Source organism: Bradyrhizobium sp. R2.2-H, assembly GCF_004346455.1.
GTDB classification, from domain to species: domain Bacteria; phylum Pseudomonadota; class Alphaproteobacteria; order Rhizobiales; family Xanthobacteraceae; genus Bradyrhizobium; species Bradyrhizobium diversitatis.
Genome location: NZ_SMBR01000002.1, coordinates 250,069 through 272,919, shown reverse-complemented (window position 1 = coordinate 272,919; position 22,851 = coordinate 250,069). Strand labels below are relative to the sequence as shown.

The following is a 22,851-nucleotide window of genomic DNA, read 5'->3' as shown; positions in this document are numbered from 1 at the left end:
AGTCGCTCGACATCACCCTGCCCGGCTGCGCGCCGTGATGCGGGTGATGATCGGCATCGGCATGTCCCTCGGCGGCGGCTCTCGCATGCGCATGCCGCCGATCACCTGATCGCGGATCGTCGCGTCCAGCGCGCCGTCGCCCGTCGAGGGCGAGAGCTGAACGCGGCTGACCTTGCCCGAGCTGTCGAGCCAGACCCGGATCACCGCCTGCATCGAGGCGTACCGGGTCTTCTCGTTGGCCTGGAGCGCGGCCTCCATTTGCGACTGCACGATGCTCGCATACCAGCCGAAGCGGCTGTTGCCCCCGCCTCCCCCGCCGCGGCCCTTGCCCTGCGCAAGCCCCCCGCTGCCCGGTCCGTTGCCGAGACCAAGGTCCGGCGGGCCCGGCGTCGGATCCGGTCCGGCGTCGGGCGGCGCGTCCTTGGGAATGTCGACCGGCTTCTCCTCGACGACATCCTTGATGGGCGTCTGCTCCATCACCTTCTGCTCGGGCTGCTGTTCCGGCTGCTGCTCGGGCGGAGGCGGTGGTGGCGGAGGCGGCGGTGGAAGCACCATCGTCACCTGAAGCTCGTTGACCTTGCGCGGCGGGTCCTTGTCGCCACTCATCACCATGACGACGACGCCGACGGTCAGCGCAATCACGACCAGAGCCGAACCGCCGAGCAGCAGATAGCGCCGCCATGCCGGACCGCCGTCCTCGTTGCTGTCGTCGTCCCACGCCATCATCCCGTCTCATCGCGCCGACGGCTTGGTCGCCATGCCGACCTGGCTGAAGTTGAGGCGGCCGAGCAGGTCGAGCACGTCGACGACGTTCTGGTAAGGCGTCTGGCTGTCGCCGCGCACGACGATGGGAAACTCAGGCGTCAGCGCACGTTGCTGCACCAGGCGCTGCTCGAGCTCGGGCAGAGTCACCGGGATCGTGTCGAGGAACAGCTTGCCGTCGCTGGCGACCGTGATCGCCTTTGTGGTCTGCTGGGCCAGCGACGGCGCCGCGCTCGCCTTCGGCAGGTTCACCTTCATGCCCTGCACGGTCGCCGTGGTCATGATGATGAAGATCACCAGCAGCACGTAGGCGAGATCGAGCATCGGGGTGATGTTGATGTCGTCGTACGGCTTGCTTTCGGACTGGACTTGCATCGATCTACTCCGCCGCCTGCTTCACCGGCTCGTCCGGAATCTCGTAGGATTCCGCAATCCGCGTGATGAACTCGTCGACGAAGACCTGCATCTCGCTCGAGGCGTCCTTGATGCGGATCGTCAGATAGTTGTAGGCGAACAGCGAGGGAATCGCGACGCCGAGGCCGGCGACGGTCGCCACCAGCGCCGCAGCGATGCCGGGCGCGATGGCGTTGACGTTGACGTCACCCGAGGCCGCGATCGCCGCGAAGGTGATCATGACGCCGACGACGGTGCCGAGCAGGCCGAGGAATGGGCCGCCGGAGATCGCGATGGTCAGCATCACCATCAACCGATTGAGGCGCTGGCTCTCCCTTACGAAGCCGCTGTCGAGCACGGCGCGGATCGACTGGATCGCCTGCGGCGACAACCGGCGATAGCCACCGCCCGCAAAGCGCCGCCGGATTTCCTGTGCGCCGGCTGCGAACAAACGGTAGAGTGGCGAGGCATGGACCGCCTTGCGCTGCTTCTTGCCGAGCTCGCCGCCGAAGCCCGGATCGTTCTCCTGGGTGTCCAGCTGAAGCAGCCCGCCGATGTCGGTCGACGTCTCCCGAAAATGCTTGAGGAAGATGGTGTTGCCGGCTGAGACGCGGCTCAGATATGAGACGCGGTCCACCATGACGTACCAGCTGACGAATGCCATGATTGCGAGCAGACCGATGACGATCCAGCCGTCGAGCGTCACCGCGCGCAGGAGCACGCCGAAATAGCCGCCGCTGAACCAGCCCGCGTTCTCCTCATCCACACTGAAAGCGATCAGCTTGGCCTGGTCGGGGCCCTGCCCGATCGCGCCGAGCTTGATGAAGCCGGGCGGACGCGCGACCTTGGCGATCTGGAATTCGTCGATATCGCCGACAAAGCCCGCGGCAGCGCCGTCTGGTACGGCTGCGGGCGCAGCGGCATCGGCGGCAGGGGCGGCCGCATCTGCAGGGGGGGCAACTGCTGATGCGGCACGACCGAGTTGCGCCGGGCCCGTCATGGTGGGAAGACCGGCGGCGAGCGGCGCGGCCTGATTGCCGTCGACGTAGAGCGTGATCTGGGCGGCCTTCGCGGTGAAGGCGATCTGGTGCCAAGTGCCGGCCGAGATCGCCGCGCCGCCGGCGCTGCGCTGAACGTTGCCGCCATTCGTGACTTCCACAAAGGCGACGCCGTTGTCCAACCCGACGGTGAGCCCGTTCGCGCCTTCGCTGCGTGAGAACACCACGGCGCCGGGTTGCGGTGCGGTCATCTTGACCCACAGCGACCAAGTGAGTTCACCGTTTTCGGCGACCACCAGCGAGGGTGAGCCAGGCAGCATCAGCGCGGTCTGCCCATCGAGGCGGGCGCCCTGGCCGATGATGGCGCCGTCCGCGGCGGGGACCGCATTTTGCGCGGTGTTCGCCCAGGCCGTGACGTCCTGCGCCGGCGTCGAGCGATCGTTGAAATGGTAGACAAGCAGCGTGTCGGGATCATAGGTACCCTTTGCGTCGACCGCAGCAGGGGCCTTCTGATTGCCGTAGTAGAGCCAGATGTCGTTCTTGGCGCCCGGCTTCAGGTCGGGAACGCCGACCCAGACCAGCGCCTCGCCGAGCAGCGAATCGTACTTCTCGACGTGATGCTTGAGCGGCGTCTTGTCGTCGGCGGCCACGAAGCGGAGATCGCCGCCGTCCTCCTTTGCCGCGCCGAAGCGGAAATTGCCAACGTGAAGACGGACCAGCACCGGAGCCGGGCCGATCGCATCGCTGATGCCGGCGCCGGAGGGACCGGTGTCGACGGTGATCTTCTTGCGCAGCGTCCACTGCTCGTTCCACCACGCCGACGCCGAACTCGGCCACAGCGCTGCAAGAAGCAGCAGAGCGAGCATCAACGGCGCACTCAGGCGAAATCGGGGAGGTGATCCGAAGCGAAGGAGCGACATCTAGAATTCCCCCCAGAGTCGAAAGCCGAACCGTGGATAATTGGCGACCGTGACCTGCTGGTTGGTCAGCGGCACGCCGACGAATACGATGCTGTTGAAGTAGCGAAGTGTCTTCATCCGCATTCCGACCCCGTAGCTCGCAAGGTCGAAGTGCGATTGCTGGTCGACGAGGGGCTCGTGGATGCGCGCGTGACCGGCGTCGGCGAATGCAAAGAAGCGCCAGTCGTCGAACGCGTTGAACTTGATGGGATCACCGATCGGGTTCGGCAGGTTCTGCGCCATGTAGGGCGCAAGGTTCGGGCTGCGGATTTCAACCGTTCCCGCCACGCCATAATCGCCGAGCACCTCGGACTCCAGATATCCGCGCACCGTGTCCTGTCCGCCCAAGCTCAGCTGTTCGCTGGACACCAGCGGCTGATCAGCGGCTTGCCCCTGCAGCTTGGCGTAAAGCTGGAAGCCCTCGGCCAGCTCTTGGGTGTGGGATATGTCGGCATGCAGGTGCGCAAAGCTGGCCGTCGCCTTGTAGCGCTTGGCGTCGAACTCTTCCGGGCTGCTGCCGATGCCTCGCAAGCCGGCGGTAATGACGGCATTGAGCTGCGTCAGCCGTCCCTCGGCCTGCCAGCTCGCGCCATAGCTCGCGACGAGCGGCGCGTAAGTCACCGGAGAGTCGAAGCTATCAGTGCCGAGTCGCAATGTCTGCTGGAACTCCTTGTAGTCGATGCCGATTGACAAGGTGTGGAAGAGCTCGCCCTTGCCGGGCAAGGTCAGCACGGCGCGGCCGCCAACCACCTGCCCCGGACCGACGACGTTCGCACCGCCGACGGTTGCAACCGAGCTGTCCGATTTGAGGCCATAGACGAGCACGTTAAGCCAGTCGATCTCCGTCCGGGCCAGATACGAACCGGAGATCACCATCGCATCCTTCGGATTGAGCGGCGCCCACTGGAAGCTCCACGTCATGGAGTGGCCGAGCTGCCATAGATTGTCGTAACGGAGCGATACGCTGGATCGCAGCGCCGTGGTGCTTGGACTTTGCCGGTTGTTGAGCTCGGCACTGCCGTGAAGCGGAAACGTATCCTCGACGTTGAGATCCACGTCGATCGTCCCGGGCGTGACGCCGGCCCGCAGCGCCGGTGTCACGCGGCGGTCCGGCCATCGGTTGAGCGCAACGATGTCCTTCGTTACCGCCTGGAAGTTCGGCAGGGTTCCTTCCTTAAGCGAAGGCGCGCTGCCCTTGATATTCGCGAGATCGAAATAACGTGATCCTTTGACCCGCAACCGTCCGACGCGATTTTCGGCGACCTTGAGCACGACGAAGCCGCGTTGCGCATCCTGCTGCGGGACCGAGACAGCGACGGTCTGGAGGCCCTTGTCATGATAAGCCTTCTCGACTGCCGCGCGGGCCTTCTCGACCTCCTCCGCGGTCTTGTTGGGACCTAAAAAGGGGTAGACTGCCGCCTCGATCTCGATCTGCGGCAAACTATCCGCCCCCTCGACGCGATATTCGTCGATATCGAAGCGCACTTCCGGCGCCGCGGGCTTGGGGGGAGCCGCATCCCGAACGGCTTCACGCTTCTTCGATGCACCGTTGCCGGGCTTTGCGCTTGCAGGCGCGGCGGCAGCGGGCTTTGCGCCTGGATCGGCGGCATTTGTCTCGGATTTCGCTGCGGCCGCCTTCGTCGTGCAGATCGCGCAGATGATTAAACCGCAAAGGAATTGGCGCGACGCACCGGCGGCGCCGGCCCGGATATCGCGCGGCAGCCACGGCGCAAGACGATACACACCGTTATGATACACATCACACAAATTCACCTACGCCTCGATATCATTGTCGCACTGCGTCCCGTTCGCACACGGTTTGCCGGCATTGTTCGGACAGCCCGAGCCGACCGAAACGCACGGTCTGGAAGGCCTTATCCGATAGACGCTGCGCTCTGCGCAGCAGCGAAAATTTTCTCGCAGCTCGTTCATCGACGCTCCTGATGATTTCGTGCAACATAACTCAACCAACAAGACGAGATTGGTACCCACTAACATTTCGTCACATTGTCGTTGTGCGGTCTAATTACCGTCCCGCCGTCAAATGAGACTGAGTGAGTGGGGGCGTAGCATGACCATCGACAGCATCAGCAGCTTGCGGACTCTTCTGCTGGCGGAGTACGTGGACTTTGATCGACGGCTGACCCGGCGGCTCGGCTCGCCGGACCTCGCTTCAGAAGCTCTCAACGAAACCTATCTCCGCCTGGACAAGATGCGCGAGCTCGGCCAGGTGCGCAGCCCCAAAGCGTACCTGTTTCGCATCGCGCTCAACATCGCCGCCGACCGCCGTCGCGCCGAGAAGCGCCGTCTCACCTCCGGCGAGGTCGATGCCCTGCTCGACATTCCCGACGACCGACCCGACGCCGCGCGCGTGATCGAGGATCGATCCGAGATCGATCTCCTCAAGCGTGCAATCGCCGAGCTGCCGGAGCGACGCAGGCGCGTGCTGATGCTTTCACGTATCGATGGCATGCCCAACCGCGAGATTGCGACACTGCTCGGTGTCACGGTCCGCACAGTCGAAACTGACCTCAAACAGGCGGTCGAACACTGCGCCGATCGCCTCAAGCGTCCCACCCGAGTCAAATTCGGTTTTCAACGTCCAGCTTCGTCATACGTACAGAGATATGTCGATCGCGAGCATCCGCTCACGGCCGGCGGATGCGGGAAAGCTCTGGACCGTGACGAAGCGAAGCCAACAGGTCGATCACTTAGATCCCTTAACTCGTGAAGCCCTGTCCTTTATCCTGCGGCTGAAGTCGGGTGAGGCTACGGTCGGCGATGCAGAGCAACTGATCGACTGGCGCGGGCGAAGCCCTGCTCACGAACATGCATTCCGCGATGCGGTGAAATGCTGGCGCGCCATCGGCCAAGCGCTCGCGGGCGGCCGGCCGACGCCGGTGCCCCGCCGCCGGCGGGCTCCCGCCGGCAAGTCCCGCTCGTGAAGCGGCCAGTCGATCGGCCGCCGTCCACGCCGCCAAGTCAACCTTTATAAATCAAGGCTTGCGTTCCACCGCGCCGCGCAGGCGGGTGTTCAGTGCAGCGAGATCGATCGTGCCGCCAGCCGTCTGCACGCGCGCGCGAGATCCCCCGCCGCCCGGCGGGCGGCCGAACGTTGGCTGCGGCACGGAGCCGGTGACGGGAATCCCGTTCGCTGCAAGGTGTGCGCGGACCCGCGTGCAATATTCGACCGATAGATGAGAGAACCGCGTCTCTCCGTGGCCGGCACGGTATTTCATCGCCGCGGTACAAAGATCCCCGTTGGCGCGGCGCCAGGCGCCGGCCAGATAGCGCACCCCGTAATGCACGTTGATCTCCGGCGTCGCCAGTTCGGCGGGCGTGCCAGCGAACCCCATCATCCGGGCCGTGGGCAGCATTACCTGCATCAGGCCGACCTCGCCGTCCATACCGACCACGCCCGGATTGTAGCGGCTCTCCACCGCCATCACGGCATCGACCAAGGCCGGCGGCAGGCCGAAGGCCAGCGACTCACGCTCGATCAACGGCCGGTATTCGGCACGGCCGGCGCGCCAATCGCGACCGAAAATCGCGCTGGTGCGATAGGCGGACACGCCGAGCAGCGGGTTGGCCGGGGGAAAATCGGCGGCAGTGAGCGGACGCGGGGCGAAACGTTCGAGCTCCAGCGGCGCCACCTCGTCATCGCCATCCGCGGCCTCGGCGACTGCATCGGCCTTGACGCCTCCGCCGACGACATGCTCCTGGGAACGCGCCCGCTCCGGCAACAGCAACAAAAAGACGGTGGCCAGCAGCCATAGAAGCGGCCGCCCGCAACGATCATGAAGCCGTCCGTGATGTGCCGACATTACCGCCGCGGCAGAACGTTGGTGGGAAAGCTCGGGGGCCGGTAGGGTATGGCCGAGCGGCCGTAGTTCGCGCCATACTGTTGACGTACGGCTGCCTCGTTCACATTGCCGACGCGCACGTCCAGCGAGCGCGCATCGATGGGCGGCAGGTTGAGCGACGGGTTCACCTTGTCCACTTCGCGCCTGAGCTTCTGGTTGAGACATCCGAACGCGTTCTCGTTCCCGATCTGCACGTCAAGGCAGCGCTCGAAGCTGGGCCCGGGCTGACCGCCGATGATGGTGCCCTGCCGCGGCGGCGGCGCCAAATCGATCGGCCCGGGACCGGGCGACTGCGCGGCGCCGGTACCGGCGATCGCAAACAGGCCGGCAGCGAAAGTCTGCCCGGCCAACCATCCACGTCCGTGCGAAGCCCGGCTCATACCGCTCTCCCCTGCTCGCCGGCATGACGTCCTGCCGTGCCGGAAGCGTCCCGTAACATAAGAAACCGACGAGAACGCAGCCCGACGTGACGAGTAACATCTGCCGACGGGACGTCAAGCCACCGGATATGAACTGGGAATATCGTCACCCTTCGACGCTCACGGACCGCTGGTTGTGATCGTCGTCGTCGACGTCGTCGCCCCCGGGAAGCGGATGTTGTTGACGAGGCTCACGCCGCTTTGAGCCGTCACGAGCGTGGTGTTGATGAAGTTGAGAACCTTGGTCGCGTCGACCTGAGGCGCGTTGGCGGCATAAAGCACGTCGAACGGACGCATCGTCATCTTTGTGGCGATGAAATAGCCGGCCGGATCCTGAAAATTGACGTTGAACACGATCGGGACCGTATCGCCGTCGAACTTCGAGCAGTCGATACCCAGCCGCTCCGCGACATCCCGCGGTTCACGGCGATAGAGGAAGACCGAAGCCGGATCGGCCTGGAGGTCGAACAGCCCACGAGCCTTGGCGACAGCCTGCGTGAGGTTAATCCGCCAGGCGTCGAAATTGAACTCGCCCTGCTGTCCGGTTGCGCCGAACGCGATGAACTTCATCGGCTCGCGGTAAAGATAGATGCGATCACCCGGCTGCACGAAGATGTTGCTTTCGGGGAAATAGACGAGATTGCCGAACGGGACCGTAGCCCGCTTGCCATTGCGCTCCAGCACGACCCAGGTTTCCCACCCGGCACCGCTGATGCCACCGGCACGCGTGATCGCGTCGGTGATGCGGTCCTGCGCGCCGACCGATGGCATCGGGAAACGTACCGGCGTCCTCACCTCGCCGAATACGCTGACGAGCGAGGAGCGCTGCTGACTGGAGGTGACGACGACCTGCGGATCGATCGCGCGTCTCCTGATCTGAGCCAGGATGTCCTCCTGGACCTGCACGTTGGTGCGGCCCGCGGCGCGAATGCGGCCGGCGTAGGGCACCGTGAGATTACCATCATTGTCGACGGCCTGGTCGGGCAGATTGACGAAATTGCCGGGGCGCACGCCCGCCTCCAGCGGTACGTAAAGCCCGCCGGCCGACGCTTCGAAGATGGTGACGCTGATGATATCGCCGATGCCGTACTTGATGCTCGAGGGTGGACGGGCGTCGGTCAGGACTCCAGGTAGTCCGTTGGGCTCGTATTTCTCGAGCAACTGCACGACATCCGGATTGAGTTGCACCATCGCGAAGGGAAGAGTCTTGGTGTTCTCGCTCCTCACGTCGAGACTGGTCGGCCCCGCCATTGGTATGAAGCCGCAGCCACCCAAACCAGCCGAGGCGATCAAGCCACATGCGATCGACACGATCTTCCAAAACCGCATGACTCTTCGTTTCACACCAAGCTGATGTTGGGCAGGACGGACCGTCAGGACGCCGCACCACTTGGGAATGCGGAGGATCGTCCTGCTTGATAGACGACGCGCGGAGGGCACCCGCGAAAAAATGGTCCGGGCAATGCTATTCGTGAGGCAGCCAAGGACCATGTCAGGGTCGGCGCGACCCTGACTGCAGGGCGCAGAGTTTCCCCCCGGACCGCCGAGGCGAGCGTGATGATTGGATTGGGCTTACAGCATAGACTTCGCCGCCGCAGCGAACGGCGAACGCGTCAGGTCGATTCCAGCAGATCTCGCAGACGTGCGATCTCGATCTGCGTCTCGGAGACCATGCGTATCAACAGCGCGTTTTCGTGCTTGAGGTCCTTGATCCGGCGCAGACGGCCGCTTTCGTCCTGCCGAAAGCCGAGATCGAAAACCTTGGCATTCGCCTTTTTCAGCGCGGACTCCGGGCAGACTTGTTCAATCGGATGTGTCGCACGCATTTCAGCCCCCAAAACACAAAATCAGAAAGACAACGTTGGAATATCGTCGGGACAGCAGCCCACTGTCCTCTCACGAAGTTGTTGCCGATCTTTTAGGTATGTTTCTTATCGTTGCTGTGACCGATATTTAAACGAGACGTCAGCTTCCGGATTCGGCGGTTAGTGAAGCAGCCGAAGCTTTTCATTCGGAAACAATATCCTCGTCGCGCCAAATCGGCGTCCTTGCGCGCTCCGATTGAGCCCACGTGACCATTCGACGCAAGGATGATCGCGTCGATCATTGCTTGCTCTCACCAGATGAATTGCCATCGGTCTCCTTGCCGGAGACATCCTGTCCATCGCCTCCGCCATATCCGATGACCTCGACGATGAAGATCGAGGCCGGTTTGCTGGAGCCGCCTGCAGTCGGCGTATCCGCCGTCTTGGCCGCGGCACCGGCGGTGTTCGAACCCGCGGTCAGCGCGCCTATGTTGGGAACGGAAATCGTAGGAACGCCGGTCGAGGTACCCTGGACCGACGCATTGCCGAAATTGGCGACGACGGGAGCGACGAACACGGCATCGCCGGAGGACTGTACGCCTGCCGTACCGAAATCGATTATGCCGCGCGGCGCGAGCAGGTAGAGACTGGAGGTTTCGGCAACGTCCGATGCCTTCAGCGTGCCGATGCCGGCGCCGGTGACGTAGCCACCGAGATCGATGAACTGGTAGTCGTCCTGATCGTAGAGCACCTGCAGCGCCGGCGCCGAGAGCGTCGTCTTGGAGCCGCGGCCGGCATCGAGATTGCCGTTGGAGCTCCACATCGTGACGTCGCCGCCCTGGGTGGTGAGAACGCGGCTCGAATTCACCAGCACGTTCTGGTCGGTGAAGGTGTTGATGGCGCCGCCACCGAGCGTGAGGATGCCGATGTCGCGCAGCTGCAGCGCAGCATTGGACTCGGCCGCCAGCGAGCCGACGATCAGGCTGCCGCCCGGCCCGAAGATCGAGATGTCACCGCCGAGCTGGGTCTGCACGGTCGCGTGCAGCAGGTTCAAGTCGCCGGTCTTGACGAGATCGCTGGCGCCGTTCGCGCCGCCACCAATCGTGTTCCTGGTGTAGCCGAGCTTCGCCGGGAACATGGTGTCGATCATCTCGTAGCCGAAGGCGGTCTTGAAGGTACCCTTACCGACCTCCTTCAACCCGGCAAAGAAGGCTTCATCGACCAGAACGTGCTGGAGGTCCTTTGGCAGGCTCTTGAACTGCTCGAATGTCAGGCTCTGCTTCTTGCCCGTCAAAACGTTGGTTGCCACGACGGTGCCCAGGAAATTCGGGCTGGCGGGATCGAGATATTTGCCGATCATCGCGTCGTAGTCGATGCCGAACTTGACCCCGAACAGGACGTCGATGCTGGCGCCCTGCTTGGTGCCGGCGGTCTCTACGAGGGCAGCGTTGCGCCGCGGGTTGTTCGAGGGTCCGAGCAGCGCTTGGTTGTAGATGCCGACCGAGCCGCCGGTCGTGCTGTCGACGTAGAAATTTCCAACCGTCGAGCTCGAATTTCCGACCGAAACGATGCCCTCCTGCACCAGCGCCTGGCTCGCATTGTTGAACGCCGCAGGCAGGAACGGACCGATGTCGCCGCCAGCCTGCACCACGAGATAACCTGGTCCCGCGACCTGGATGCCGCCGCCATTGGCATACCCGGTATAGGAAATGTTGCCGCCGGCGACGATCTTGCTGACGTCGTTGACGTGGATGTTCTGCACGATGACGTTGAGATCGACGATGTTGCCGCCGGCATAGATGCTGACCGGCCGGTTGATCTCGATGCGCTGGTAGACATCGAGCGTGTCGCTCAACGTTCTTCGGCCGAAGGTTCCGGTGGCAATGATGTCGCCGGAGGCGGCGTAGATCCTTGCGGTGCTGTCGCGGCCCTCGGCAGCATCGTTGGCGTGCGCCAGAACGGCGCGGCTGGAGGATTCGCCGTAGCCGCTGTTGGGCCGGTACGGATCGAACGCGGCGTCGAACAATGCTGCCCCGGCGGAGATCACCGGACGCGGTGTTGACAACGTGTTGCTCGATTGTTTCGGGTAACCGAACGTCAGGTCGATGCTCCCCTCCGCCAGCAAGTCGAACGTCCCGTGATCGGACGCACTGAGCACGATACCGGGAGTCGGAATTGCGAAGCCCGTAGCGTTTTGGACGCGAATACTGCCGATTCCGGTCGTCATGAGATTGCCTTGCAACGCGATTGCCTTGAGGCTGGCCGGATAGACGGCGGAGGCGGCCGGCGTACGCTCCGTGCCGACCGTCAGCGGCGATAGGCCGATGGTGATATCGCCGGACTTCGCCAACAGGCTGACCTTGCTATCGGGGCCATAGGTGTCGAAGTAGAGGGCCCTTGCCGGGAGGGCGCTGTTCTTCTCCAGCGGATCGGCCTCGCTTGGCGGCTGGGCATGCAACGCCGCCGGATTGACGACCCCGGCTACCGCGACCGAGCCGCCGGCTACGACGGTGATCTGTCCGGTGTCGACCGCAAGTTGCGGCAGATTCGGAAGGCTCAGCCTTTTGCTGCTAGGGGCCTGGATGTTGGGATTGCGGTCGGCAAAACGGTAGATCGTGCCATTGTCGCGGACGTCGCCAGCGGCCTCGATGCGGGCGTGGCCGGAGCCCTCGTAGAAGGACCCGCCGCGGATGTCGCCGCCGGCGCGCACGAGCATGTTGCCGCTGCCGTAGACATGCGTGACCGGCGTGCTGCCCGCGGCGAGGCCGTCGGTGACGCGGCCCGTGGTGGGCGCAGAGACCGAGACGTCGACGAGGTCGCGTCCGGCCAACACGCTGATATTGCCGCCGGCGCTAAGGAACCCCTGCTGGAAGCTGCCGTATTGAATCCACCACGCGGTCTGCGAGGCGATCGAATTCCCTGCCGGAGCGAACACCCCTGCCCCGACCATGGCCGCACTGCCGCTCGGCGTGATCGAGGCGTTGGACAACAGCCAGGGCTGATAGTACTGAGGCACTTTCTGGACAATCAAGACGGGATTTCCGTCCTGGTCCTTCAAGGGTTTGCCCTCGGCGTCCTGCGCCTGGATCGTGATCACTTTGCTGCCACCGACGATATCCCGCTGCGCGTCGATCAGGACATCGCCGCCCTTCTCCGGGAACGCGGCTGCGGTCGGCGGACCATAGTAGAGCTCGCGAGCGTCCGTCGCTGCTGCGTTGCCGTAGCCCAGCACGCGCGGCTCGTAGAAGCCCTTGCCGTCGGGATCGGTCACCACGATCGTCCCATCGGTTTGGACGGTGTACGGATTGGCATAGGCCGCCGTGTTGACGCCGGCTGCGTAGATCACGCCCGGGGCGCTGGTGTCCTTGAGAATCACGTCCCGCGCTGCCGCGACGTTGATATTGCCTGTCCCAGTGCGGATCATGGTCGGGATGTCGACCGTCACTTGCACGGTGCTGCCTGCCGTGTCCTTCACCAGCGTCTGCTGGTAGCTGCCGTGCTTGTCGACGATGACGTCGCCGACGTTATTGGCGAGCGGAACCCGTGCGCCGACATTGGCACTGGAGAGGTCGGCACCCGCGGTGAGATGATACGACCAGGATGATGGCGCCGTGATCGGCTTGAGGTTGCCGGGGCTGCAATCGATGGTGCAGACCCGCAGGGTGTGCGGGAACAGGTCCGCCGCGGCGAGATCAAGACTGGACGGGCTGATGCCGTTCGCCGCCGCGTTGTAGGGAGCGGCTACCGAACTCCCGGGCGTGTTGAGATAGTAGGTATACGCGCCTGTTGCCTTCTCGTCGAAGTAGCGGCTGGAGGCGCTGCTGGTGCCGAGATAATTGCCGAACTGGAAGAAGCCGTCCGAAATCGAGGCGTTGACGTTGATGTTGCCGGATGAGCGCAGCGTCAGCGCGCCCGCATCGAAGCCACCCCAAGGCGTCAGAAGACGGTATTTGAAATCGATATAGCTCGAGGCCGGGTCATACTTGCCGTCCTTGAGTCCTCCGACAGTGCCGGCGGCCAGATTCCAGTTGCTGCTGACGGTGATGTCGCCCTTCGAATTGACGAGATCGACCCCGGGCTGCACATGCACGACATCGGCGCCGAGGCTGGCGGCGAGCGGCGCAAGGCGCGTAAACAGGTTGCCGAAGCCGTAGCTCTGCCCGTTGTAGCTCCAGGTACCCTTGGTGATCTGCGAGACGATGTCCCCGAAGAACGCGTTCCCGGTGCCGGCCCCGCCGGTGAAGGTTGCTAAGCCTGCGGTGCCCTGGGTGGCCGGATTGAAAGGATCGTAGACGCCGCTGGACTTCAGCGGGATAAAGTTGGGTATATCAGGTACAAATGTGAGTGTCCCGTCAGACGACGCGACGGTCTTGCCCGAGAAGCTCGAACCGGGTGCGAAGGAAATGACCTGGACACCTCCGGCGCCCGAGACCGTGACGTTCGACGGCGCGGACCCGGTGTAGCCCGTGAAACCATCGACGAGGTTCATCTGGGCCGACACGATCTTGAGGCTGGAGCGGGTCGCAGTGACCCTCACGGTCTGACCGTCGGAGCGCGTAATGTCCGCCCAGGTCGGCGCGGCCGTATATCCGCTGCCGGCGCTCGTGACGACGATGTTCAGAGCCCCTCCGAACGCCAGGGTCGAGACCGTCCCCTGCGCTCCTCCTTCGAAGGTGATCTTGTATGTGGTGCTGCCGTCGAACACGAAGCCGGGATCAGAGGGCGGCAACGCGCTGAACGCGTTGAGCCCCATCACGTAGCCATTCATCGTTGCGATGACCTGACCCGTGCTGTCTCTCAAGCTCGCAGTCGTGGTGGGCACACCCGAGAATCCCGCGAAGACGCTGCTTGGATTTAGTGTGAACCCGCTCACATTGGTCCACGAGCCGGTCGTCGCGGGGATGAGATTCCCATTCGGATCCACGCCTTTGTACCAGCCGGCCGTGTCGATCGTGCCAAACCAGCCGAGGCTCGATCCATCGATGCCGTTCTTCCCGGCCGTGGTGTCGAACGCGATGTAGCCGTTGACGGCAACCGAGCGCGCGCCGACGATGCTGGTCATGGTACGATCGTTGACGTTGTTGGTTGCATCGAGCACGGGCAGTTCGTCGAATGTCTTGTCGCCGTCGGCGTAGAACTTGGCGCCGTGCGCGCCGGCCGTGTTAGCCACATTGCTGATCGCCGCGATCTTGACGTCGTTGTTGCCGTCGAGCGGCGCGCGGAACGTCACCGTGCCGCCGCTGAGACCGCCCTTGGCGCCGCCGGAGACGTTGATCTGCGTGCCCTGCTGCAGGTAGATTTTCGACTTGGCGTCCCAGCCGATTCCGATGATGACGTCGCCGCCCCGCTCGTCGGCATGCGTCGTCGAGGCGTCGATCACGCCGCTGCTGGCGAGGAGGACCGCGTTGGCGCCGTAGAGTGCAACCTGTCCGCCGGCCTGTCCGGTTCCGTCAGCGGTCTTGCCGCCGTAGCCGGTCGCGTCGATCAGGCCGCGGATTTTCACCTGCCCGAACTGCTTGCTCGCGTCGCTGCTGTCCCACGCCGAATCGTCCGCGGTCAGCGTGACGGCATTGGCCTTGAGCGTATGGCCGGCCGCCAGTTCGAGATTGCCCGTGCGCGTACGGACGTCAACCGAACCGGTGAGACCGCCCGCGAGCAAATTGTCGGCGAGCGAGGTCAGGTCCGCGCTGCCCAGCGTATCGAGTTTGAAACGACCGCCGAGTCCTGAGGCGCCGGCCCCGAGCAGTTCGCCCGCGATCGTGGCACTGCCGCGGACGGCATTGACTTCGATCTGGCCGCCATAGCCGAGACCGCCCGCAGGCTGCGCGACGTCGACGATGCTGTCGGTGTCGATCTTGACCTTGCCCTCGCCGGTGAACGGCACCACTGCCGTGCCGCCGATGTCGGCATTGAGCACGATCTTGCCGCCCGGCGCGTAGGTATCGATGTCGAGGGTCTTCTTGTAGCCGGCCGCCGACAGATAGGAGCCCTTCTCAAGTTCGAGATTGCCGGCGATTGCGCTCAGCGTGATCGTCCCGCCCTGCGCCTGGATGGTGCTGGCAACGGTAATGTTGGCGGCCGTGATCTGCAGGCTGCCGCCGACCTCGGTGCTGTCCGCCGGACGTTCGACCGCGCCGGTTCGGGTGCTGCTGTCCCGGATCGTGACGTTGCCGGCATAGCCCGTGATCGAGAAGCTTTGCGACTTGGCACCGCTTGCGCCGGCGACCAGCACGCTCGGCGTCGTGATCGCAAGATCGACCTTGTCGGTGTTGTTGACGCCCAGGGTCAGGGCGCCCGGCCCCTTGATCAGCACGCGCCCGCTCGCGGACATGCCGACGCTGGAATAGCCGGCGATCGTCATGTAGGCGGCCTGCGTGATGCCGTTGACCGGAGAGTTGCCGAACTCGATGTCCTCAGCGACGAGCTGCAGGCCGTTGCCGCCGGCGGTCGCGCCGCCGCTGAAGGCCGGTCCGGCCGTATTCGTCAGTGTAATGGTCTCGCTGGCCGTGATGGTGGCATCTCGCGCGACGCCGCCGTCGAGGCCCTGTGCTAGGCCATTTGCGTCGAGGATCAGGTTGCGCGTTCCCGAATTGAAGCTACCGTAGACGGTGATCGGTGCCGACAAGGCGCGCAGCGCGAGCGTGTGGACGTCGGCAAACTGGGCGCTGTTGGCCGGCAGCGTCAGGCTCACGCCGGCAACCGGGTTGGCCGCGCCGATCCCGATGCTCGGAGCGACCAGGTTGACGCGGCTGGCGTGCAGATCGGTCGTATTGACGGTGATGGCCTTGTTCGCGGCGGTGCCTTGCAGTGTCAGCGTATCGGTCTTGATCGTGACGCCGTCAGCGACCACGACCTTGCCGCTGTCGGCGGTGTTGCCCCCCGGCAGCGTCAGGCTTCCGCTGACCTGCCCGGTCGCAAGTCCGGGAATGTTCGCGGCGTCCTGCGTCGTGACGTCCCTGAAGCTGATCGTGAGCGACGGCGCCGAGACGCCGGTCTTGGATGGTCCGGTGAGTTGGAGCGTGGGATCGTTGCTGGCCGCGAACAATGCGCCGCGCCCGGGCTGCTGCGGACCGCCATTGGCATAGTAGCCCAGCACCTGCTGGGTGGCCGCGGTGAAAGCGGGAAGCTTCGTCAGGTCCGCGCCGGTGATCGTCGTTCCCGACAGCGTCCCTCCGAGGGCGGTGGCGACGCTCTGGGCGGTGATCGCCGCCTGCTGGTCCGAGACGACGATGTAGTGGCGTCCGAAGCCGGCGTGAACAGTGCCCCTGGTTTCGATGACGCTGCCCGATTTGACCGTGACCGTTCCACTGCCGTCGACCGGAACATAGACCGGCACGTCGAGCAGGACGGAGCTCGATCCGATCGTCACATACTGCTGGGCCCGCTGCTGCCACTCTCCGGTTTGCTGCGCGACGAGTAGGATTTCCGGCGCAGTCAGGGCCTCGCCACGGGTGTCGACCACCAGGTTGCTCGCCGTCGGCGTGATCAGCGTGCCGTTGGCAATGTCGCTGCGGATGCCGCCGATCAGAACGCTCTCGAAACCGTAGATCTGGTCGAGATCCAGCCCGACATAGCCGGCAGGCACGTCCTTGGCCGCGTAGGCGGCGTGGCTGAGCACGGCGAGCTTCGGCGCGCTGATGTCGAGTTCGCCGCCGCGCCCGATATTGCCGTTGCTGTCGGTACCCGGCTGGGTCAGCGCCATGCCGTTGAGAACGATCGTCTGCAGGGCAGACACGGACAGACGGCCGGCGTCCATCGGCAGGCGCGGCGGGATCTTGTTCTGCTTGGCCGCCGCCTGGGTGAAATAGCGGTTGGCACCGTTGAAGCTGTACTCGCTGTACTGCTGCCATACCGAGTTCGTCTGCACGGCGAAGACGGTCTGCCCGGACGACTGCTTTCCGGGCGCTGTCGACTGCGTGTAATTGCCCGTGACCAATACGGTGCCGTCGGTCAGTTTGGTGCCGGTCGGGATGTGCTTGCCGGTGTTGTCCTGGGCGTAGACGACGGCGCGCATCGCACCGGGCAGCGTCGCGTAGTGCGCAGGATAGAGCGTGTAGGTGCCCGCCGGGATGCCGTTGCCGCCATCGATGGTGATCTGCTGGCCCGCCAGCGGCACGCTGTCGCCGGGCTTGACCGTGACACCGTTGTCGGCGCTGCGCGCGGTGGCGAAGTGGATGTCGTAAGCCGCGATGGAATCGTTGCGCGAAGGCACCAGCGCATAGACGGTCTGGCCCGAGGGCGTCGTCGTCAGCGTGTCGCGCGAGCCTCCCTTGCCCTGGATCCATTCCGCAGCCTGGAGATCGCCGCCGCCGCGCAGATCGATGGTGGAGCCGTCGGCACGCGTCACCGTCGATCCCGACAGGAGAAGACCCTTGGAGGGCGGCGCAGTCAGCGGATAGAGATTGGCGTTGTAGTACCAATCGGTGCCGTCCGAGGTGGCGCCATAGGGCACGGTTGTGTCGGCCAGCGTGACCGAGGTGAGGCTTCCCGGCGCCAGCGCCACCGACTGGGTGATGATCTTCGACACGGCCGCATCGGTGTTGCCGAGCGTGATGGTGCCGAGCGGGGCAAACAGATTGCCTGCCTGCTCGATGGTCGCCGCCCGCACCGTGATGCCCCCGCCGGCCGAAAGCGGAATGGTGGTGTCGCTGCCTGCAGGCGCGGTGAACTTGACGTTGCCCGGCGTTTCGATGGTGAAGTTGACGGCGGTGACGGGATATAGGCGTTGGGCGGAGAACCGCAGATCGCCGGCCGTGAAGAGATTGGCAGTGAAGCTCGACTGCTCGGCAGTGGCCGCCTTGTCGTCGTTCCCCTTCCTGAGCCCGTCTCGAACCTTGAGCGTGTTCAGCCGAATGTCGCCGCTCGCAATGAAATTGACCTGGCCGAAACTGGAGAAATTGAGCCCCCTGATGGGATCATTGTCCGTGATCTTCAGCGGCGTCGGCGCGCCTTCGAGGTCGATGGTCCCGGCGCTGACGGTCAGGGTGCTCTGGCCGGCAGCCGGCTTGTTGCCGCTGCCCGACAGCGAAACATAGGCGGCCGACAGGTTTACGTCGGCGCCGGAAGCGGGTGCCTTGAACGTCCCGGCCGCGATGTGCAGGCGGTTCGTCACGCTCCAGTTCAACGGCCCTGCGAACTGCAAATCAAAGAAGTTGATCGCCGGAGTCGTGGGATTTATGCCGTAGGTGTTGCCCGGAATGTCCGTAAAGATCACCGGGACGCCACCAGTCGCCCCGGCGGCATAGAGATAAACATTGTCGAATGGAGCAAGTTGATCGGCCGAGACGTAGAAGATTCCCGGCGAAACCTGCCCGGCGCCAATCGCCTCCTGTCCCAACGTGATGGGCCCGCCACCTAGCAGCACCGTACCGCCGTTGGCGCGCGCGTCCGGCGGGACCGAGTTGACGACGCTGCCATCGGTCGCGATGGCGCGGCCTCCGGTCGCGGCAAAGCTGCCCCTCCAATCGAATCTGACGACATCGGCACTGACCGTGCCGGCATCGCTCCATGAATCCTGTTCCGACGGACCGGCGCGGCCGTTCGCCACCTTGATCTTGCCGGCAGCGCCGGAAACGTCGACAACGGCACCGGCATCTGCGGTCAGCGACGCGCTGCTGGGTGCGCCATAGACGAAGTAGGACTTATTCTTGCTTGGGTCGGTCTTGTTTTCATAGGTGTTGATCTGGGTGATCTGTCCACCTTCAACGGCGAAAGTTCCGCCTGCGATGTATTTACCGCTGGTTGCCGGGCCGTTGACCGTTCCGAACAGCGGATCGGCGACGAACGTTCCCGACAGGTCGATCCTGGCGTCGGACGACAGGTGCGTCGAATTCGAATTGATGAAGACCGATCCGCCGCGATTGATGATCGTACCGAGCAAATCGACCGACTGTGCGGGAGCGGTCCAAAGAGCCGAGCTTGGCAAAGTTGTCTTGTCGCCGACGACTGCGGCCATCGCAATCTTGGCCGTAGGGTCGGTTGCGATCGTCGAGCCCTTGTCAAGCGTGATGAAGTCCGCTTTGAGCGTCAGGTCGACCGCTTTGGGCAGCTTTTCGGCTGCGCGTTGGGAATCCGAAAGCGATGCTCTCAGCACGTTGAATTGCGAGCCCAGCTTCGTTCCAGTCTGCGTACCTGTAAAATCGAACACACTCGGCAGATTGCTTTGCTGCAGTCTGAGCTGTTCGTTCGCTGACAAAATGACGTTCGCTCTGCTATCTGCGGACCAGTCGTCAGTTACGGACTCGATGGTGTAGGAACTGAAACCTTCGAAGAACGACAGCGGGAGTGTCATCGCTCCGCGAATGCGGACCGATGACGTCTCCTTGTCTTGAAGCGTCCCGTCGATGCGGATCGTATCGGCTCCCGCAATTCGGAGGTTCCCGTTCGTCTCGAACCCGTACCCGAGCAACTGGCCGTCCAGCTGCAGCAGGGCAACGGCGCCTTGCGTCGGCCTTTTCTCGCCGGAGTCGCCCGGCGAAACCCACTTGGCTCCCTGGTAGATTTCCAGTGAGATTGAGCCCCCCTTTCCTTCCATGGTGCCGGAGGCGACGGTCCGCGCCTTGCCTTGAGGCGAGATGTATCCGCCGCTCGACACGTCCAGCACGCTATTGGTGCCCAGCAAGATGCTTCCGGTCGTGTCCAGATAGCCACTGTCGAGAGCCTCGCTGCTCTTGTTGGTCGAGATCGAGATGCTGCCACCGTTGAGAAATGCCGGGCCAACGGCATCGATGCCGGCGACGCGGCTGATATCGTTGACAAATCGTCCGCTCACATCGATCTTGCCTCCGACATAGACGTTGGCAGCCAACGGCGCTTCGGTACTGTTTTTAGTATTGTCCCTGTAGCTAAACTGCGAGCCGAAGCTGTTCGAAATGGCGGCTCGATCAGTAACGAGTTTCACACTGCCGCCTGCCGCCTCGATGTCTCCCGCGATGTCGATGATAGCGGCCACCACGGAGAGATTGCCGCCAGGCGCCAGAGTGAGCTTGGCCGGCGGAGGGTCTTTGTCCGCCGGATAGGGCCCGCTGCTGACGCGCGACAACACGAAATCGGAGGCCGTTACCGACAAGGAACTAAGGCCGTAACTCGACAGGATCTCGTCCGACAGTACGGTCTTGAGTGGTACAAACTCCTCGTCGTTGCGCCTATAGCCGCTCGTCGTCGCGTAATTGGCAGATTCCAACGAACCAATCTGGACGCTCGACGGGGTCGTCAATGAGAGCGAGCCCTGCAGCGGCAATTGACCGCTGCTGATCTGTCGCTCACCTGCCGTCGAACCGAAATAGATGATGCCTTTGTCAAGCGGCGCAAGATTGACCGTCACGACGCTGACACCGCCGGCGGCATGGCCCTCGCTATAGCCCGGCGAATAGATCTGACTCTGCGTCGACCAGTATTCGGTGACGCCCCACCGCTCATGCTTGCGGATGAACTGCCCGGCAACGCCGAGATAGGTCATGTTCGGGTCGGCTTTGGAGATGTCGTAGATGCGCCCGTCGCTGCCGATCAGCCGCGTCGTGTTCACCATGCCAGGCAGGAACTTGACGCTGCCGCCGGCGACGTTCATCACCGAGCCGGCGGTGATGACGCCCGAGGCTGCCCCGTTCTCGACCTTCAGATCCGTGTTGAGACTGATGCTGCCGCCGACGGTCATCAGCTGATAGATGCTGCGCGGCACCTTGGCGACGTAGCCGCTGGCATCGGCGATCGGCGTGCCGACCCAGGTCGTGCCGTCGCTGCGCGTGCCGGTCTTGCGGATGTCGATCCACAGCGTCTGGCCGTAGACCACGCCGCTGCCGTCCGCCGAAACGGTAGCGTAAGGCGGGCGCTGCAGCGGCATGTCGGCGAACTCGGCCAGCAGCTTGACGGGGATGACGTTGTAGCCGGCCGGCAACTCGACGTTCTGGAGCCCCGCCACGTCGATCGTGGCACCGGGTGCGAGCAGGACGGACTTGGGATCCAGAGAATTGGGATTGACTCCGTTCTGATTGCCGTCAGTGCCCGACGTCGTCCCCTGATGGAATAGGCTCCACACCTTGTTCCCCAGATCCTTGGGGAAGTTCATGGCATTGAGCGAGACCTGCGCCGAGGGTGCCGAGATCAGGCCGCTCGCGCCAATGGTCACGCTGGCCTGGGCCGAGGCCTCGATGTAGGTCGGCACGAAGCTCTGCGAGCCGGGCAGGCCTGCCGACCCGTCGTCCACCGGCAGGCTCGAGATCACGCCGTCCATGGTGACGCTCGTGGCGGCGCGCAGCAGCACGAAGCTGTTGCGGCTGATGCTGGTGTCGGCGGACACCACGCCTTGGAGCAGATGCCCGGCGCTGTCGGTCAGTGCGCGGCCATTCGCATCGGTTGGATTGGCAATGCTGACCTTGTCGCCGTTCATGACGAGGACGCCGCGGCCGATATCGATCACGCCGTCGTGGACGGCCTCGCCTGTGCCCGGCAGGTAAAAGTTGGTGCGCGGGTAGCCGAATGGATCCGTGCCGTTTGGATCGGTGTTGTACGACGCGGCGAATTGCGAGAGCCTGAACTCCGTGCCCGGGAACTTGTTGGTGTTGCCCTTGTCGTCCTTGCCGAGCACTTCCTTGGGGAACACCGAGTAGCCGTTGGGCACCACGTCGATGGTGCGCGCGGCGACCATCGCCACCTCGCCGGTCGTGGCCGTGATCGACCCGGAATTATAAACGTTGGCGCCGAACAGGAAGACCGAGCCGGGTGAGCCTTGTGCGACCTGGTCGTAGCGGATGTTGCCGGTGATCGACGCGCCGCGCTCGACCTTGATGTCGCCCGCGACCAGATTGGTCGCCGCGCCGCCGTCCTTGTCGTAGATCGAGAAAGAGTTCAGGTTGGCGATGCCCTGGTCCATGAAGAACTTGTCGCGTTCCTGGAGCGACGCGCCCAGCTTGCCGACATCGAGGCTGGAGGCGATCAGGGTGTGGACGTTCACCTGCGCCCCCGCACCGAACACGATGCCGTTTCGGTTGATGAGATAGACGCCGCCGAGCGCGTTGATCTGGCCGAGGATGCGGCTGGGCGACGCACTCGAGTCCACCCGGTTCAGAGCGATCCAGTCGGACGCCGATTGCTGGAAATTGATGGTGGTGTTGGCGCCGACGTTGAAGCTGTCCCAGTACAGGATGGCCTTTTTCTGGGTCTGCTGGATGTCGACGTCCACCTTCGTGACGCCATTCACTTCCTTGGCGCTCTGCTTCGGCGCGTTGGCACCGGTCCATTTCGACGGATCGAGCTTGATCCCGGCCAAAGGATCGTTGTCGGTGCCGCCGGTGGGCATCAAGCCTCCCGTGACCAGCCCGTTCGGAACCGACCCGCCGGCGGCCCGCGCTGCGGCGGCGGCATCGGCCTGCAGCTTTCGCGCGGCCGCGAGCGCGGCTGCCGCGCGGGCCAGCGAGGCCTGCGCCTGCGTCGCCGCTCCCGCTGCCTGCTGCGCGGCCTGGATCGCCGCCTGCTGCGCTTCCTGCGTCGGTACGACCGTATTGGCGCCCGGCGTGAGGCTGCGCGCGTGGCCGTAGCCGCTCGCCAGCGACAACGCCACCAGACTGACGCCGCACAGCAGCGCACGTTCGAAGGCCCGGCGAGAGCCCCGAGCAGTTGCGCCCGGGGACGGCATAACATTGTCAGGATGGGGCACG

General features: G+C 64.1%; 11 protein-coding genes. 2 read left to right on the top strand and 9 right to left on the bottom strand.

Annotated elements, in window-relative coordinates; all coding sequences use genetic code 11:
- Nucleotides 1-12: 12 nt before the first annotated feature.
- Genes EDE08_RS05335 through EDE08_RS05320 form a run of 4 tightly spaced genes read right to left on the bottom strand, consistent with a single transcriptional unit; the run spans nt 13 to nt 4,885 of the window.
- Nucleotides 13-726: an energy transducer TonB family protein gene (locus tag EDE08_RS05335; RefSeq protein WP_131867865.1), complete on the bottom strand. Its 714-nt coding sequence runs from the start codon at nt 724-726 to the stop codon at nt 13-15.
- Nucleotides 727-732: 6 nt separating this feature from the next.
- Nucleotides 733-1,137 (bottom strand): ExbD/TolR family protein, encoded by a 405-nt coding sequence (locus EDE08_RS05330; protein ID WP_061029534.1) that lies wholly within the window; start codon nt 1,135-1,137, stop codon nt 733-735.
- Nucleotides 1,138-1,141: 4 nt separating this feature from the next.
- Nucleotides 1,142-3,019 carry a DUF2341 domain-containing protein gene (locus tag EDE08_RS05325; RefSeq protein WP_245524709.1) on the bottom strand — a complete coding sequence of 626 codons (1,878 nt, stop codon included), beginning with the start codon at nt 3,017-3,019 and terminating at the stop codon, nt 1,142-1,144.
- Nucleotides 3,020-3,073: 54 nt separating this feature from the next.
- Nucleotides 3,074-4,885, bottom strand: coding sequence for a ShlB/FhaC/HecB family hemolysin secretion/activation protein (locus EDE08_RS05320; RefSeq protein ID WP_245524708.1), 1,812 nt, complete (start codon nt 4,883-4,885; stop codon nt 3,074-3,076).
- Nucleotides 4,886-5,183: 298 nt separating this feature from the next.
- Between EDE08_RS05320 and EDE08_RS05315 the strand changes: the two genes are divergently transcribed.
- Together EDE08_RS05315 and EDE08_RS05310 are read left to right on the top strand one after the other, a co-directional pair.
- The gene (locus EDE08_RS05315) at nt 5,184-5,843 is read left to right on the top strand and encodes an RNA polymerase sigma factor (protein ID WP_131867861.1); all 660 of its coding nucleotides are present in this window, start codon (nt 5,184-5,186) and stop codon (nt 5,841-5,843) included.
- A complete protein-coding gene (locus tag EDE08_RS05310) occupies nt 5,740-6,057 on the top strand; it encodes a FecR/PupR family sigma factor regulator (RefSeq protein ID WP_131867859.1) in 318 nt (105 codons plus the stop codon). The genes EDE08_RS05315 and EDE08_RS05310 overlap by 104 nt, the downstream gene beginning before the upstream one ends.
- Nucleotides 6,058-6,108: 51 nt before the next feature.
- Here the strand turns inward: EDE08_RS05310 and EDE08_RS05305 are convergent, their stop codons facing one another.
- From EDE08_RS05305 to EDE08_RS05285, 5 genes are all read right to left on the bottom strand, one after another.
- Complete coding sequence (locus tag EDE08_RS05305) at nt 6,109-6,936, bottom strand: lytic transglycosylase domain-containing protein (RefSeq protein ID WP_131867857.1); 828 nt, start codon at nt 6,934-6,936, stop codon at nt 6,109-6,111.
- A complete protein-coding gene (locus tag EDE08_RS38985; RefSeq protein WP_245524707.1) occupies nt 6,936-7,355 on the bottom strand; it encodes a hypothetical protein in 420 nt (139 codons plus the stop codon). The genes EDE08_RS05305 and EDE08_RS38985 overlap by 1 nt, the downstream gene beginning before the upstream one ends.
- Nucleotides 7,356-7,514: 159 nt before the next feature.
- Nucleotides 7,515-8,723 carry a polysaccharide biosynthesis/export family protein gene (locus EDE08_RS05295; protein ID WP_245524706.1) on the bottom strand — a complete coding sequence of 403 codons (1,209 nt, stop codon included), beginning with the start codon at nt 8,721-8,723 and terminating at the stop codon, nt 7,515-7,517.
- Nucleotides 8,724-9,007: 284 nt separating this feature from the next.
- Entirely contained in the window at nt 9,008-9,220 is a 213-nt protein-coding gene (locus tag EDE08_RS05290) for a hypothetical protein (protein ID WP_131867855.1), read from the bottom strand.
- 277 nt (nt 9,221-9,497) lie between these two features.
- Nucleotides 9,498-22,754 carry a filamentous hemagglutinin family protein gene (locus EDE08_RS05285; protein WP_131867853.1) on the bottom strand — a complete coding sequence of 4,419 codons (13,257 nt, stop codon included), beginning with the start codon at nt 22,752-22,754 and terminating at the stop codon, nt 9,498-9,500.
- Between the last annotated feature and the right edge of the window lie 97 nt (nt 22,755-22,851).

What these genes read in the sequence shown, in the direction of transcription:
- EDE08_RS05310 (WP_131867859.1), top strand. Translation starts at nt 5,740, where the DNA reads ATGTCGATCGCGAGCATCCGCTCACGGCCGGCGGATGCGGGAAAGCTC.
- EDE08_RS05315 (WP_131867861.1), top strand. Translation starts at nt 5,184, where the DNA reads ATGACCATCGACAGCATCAGCAGCTTGCGGACTCTTCTGCTGGCGGAG.
- EDE08_RS05295 (WP_245524706.1), bottom strand. Translation starts at nt 8,723, where the DNA reads ATGCGGTTTTGGAAGATCGTGTCGATCGCATGTGGCTTGATCGCCTCG.
- EDE08_RS05330 (WP_061029534.1), bottom strand. Translation starts at nt 1,137, where the DNA reads ATGCAAGTCCAGTCCGAAAGCAAGCCGTACGACGACATCAACATCACC.
- EDE08_RS05335 (WP_131867865.1), bottom strand. Translation starts at nt 726, where the DNA reads ATGATGGCGTGGGACGACGACAGCAACGAGGACGGCGGTCCGGCATGG.
- EDE08_RS05305 (WP_131867857.1), bottom strand. Translation starts at nt 6,936, where the DNA reads ATGTCGGCACATCACGGACGGCTTCATGATCGTTGCGGGCGGCCGCTT.
- EDE08_RS38985 (WP_245524707.1), bottom strand. Translation starts at nt 7,355, where the DNA reads ATGAGCCGGGCTTCGCACGGACGTGGATGGTTGGCCGGGCAGACTTTC.
- EDE08_RS05325 (WP_245524709.1), bottom strand. Translation starts at nt 3,019, where the DNA reads ATGCTCGCTCTGCTGCTTCTTGCAGCGCTGTGGCCGAGTTCGGCGTCG.
- EDE08_RS05290 (WP_131867855.1), bottom strand. Translation starts at nt 9,220, where the DNA reads ATGCGTGCGACACATCCGATTGAACAAGTCTGCCCGGAGTCCGCGCTG.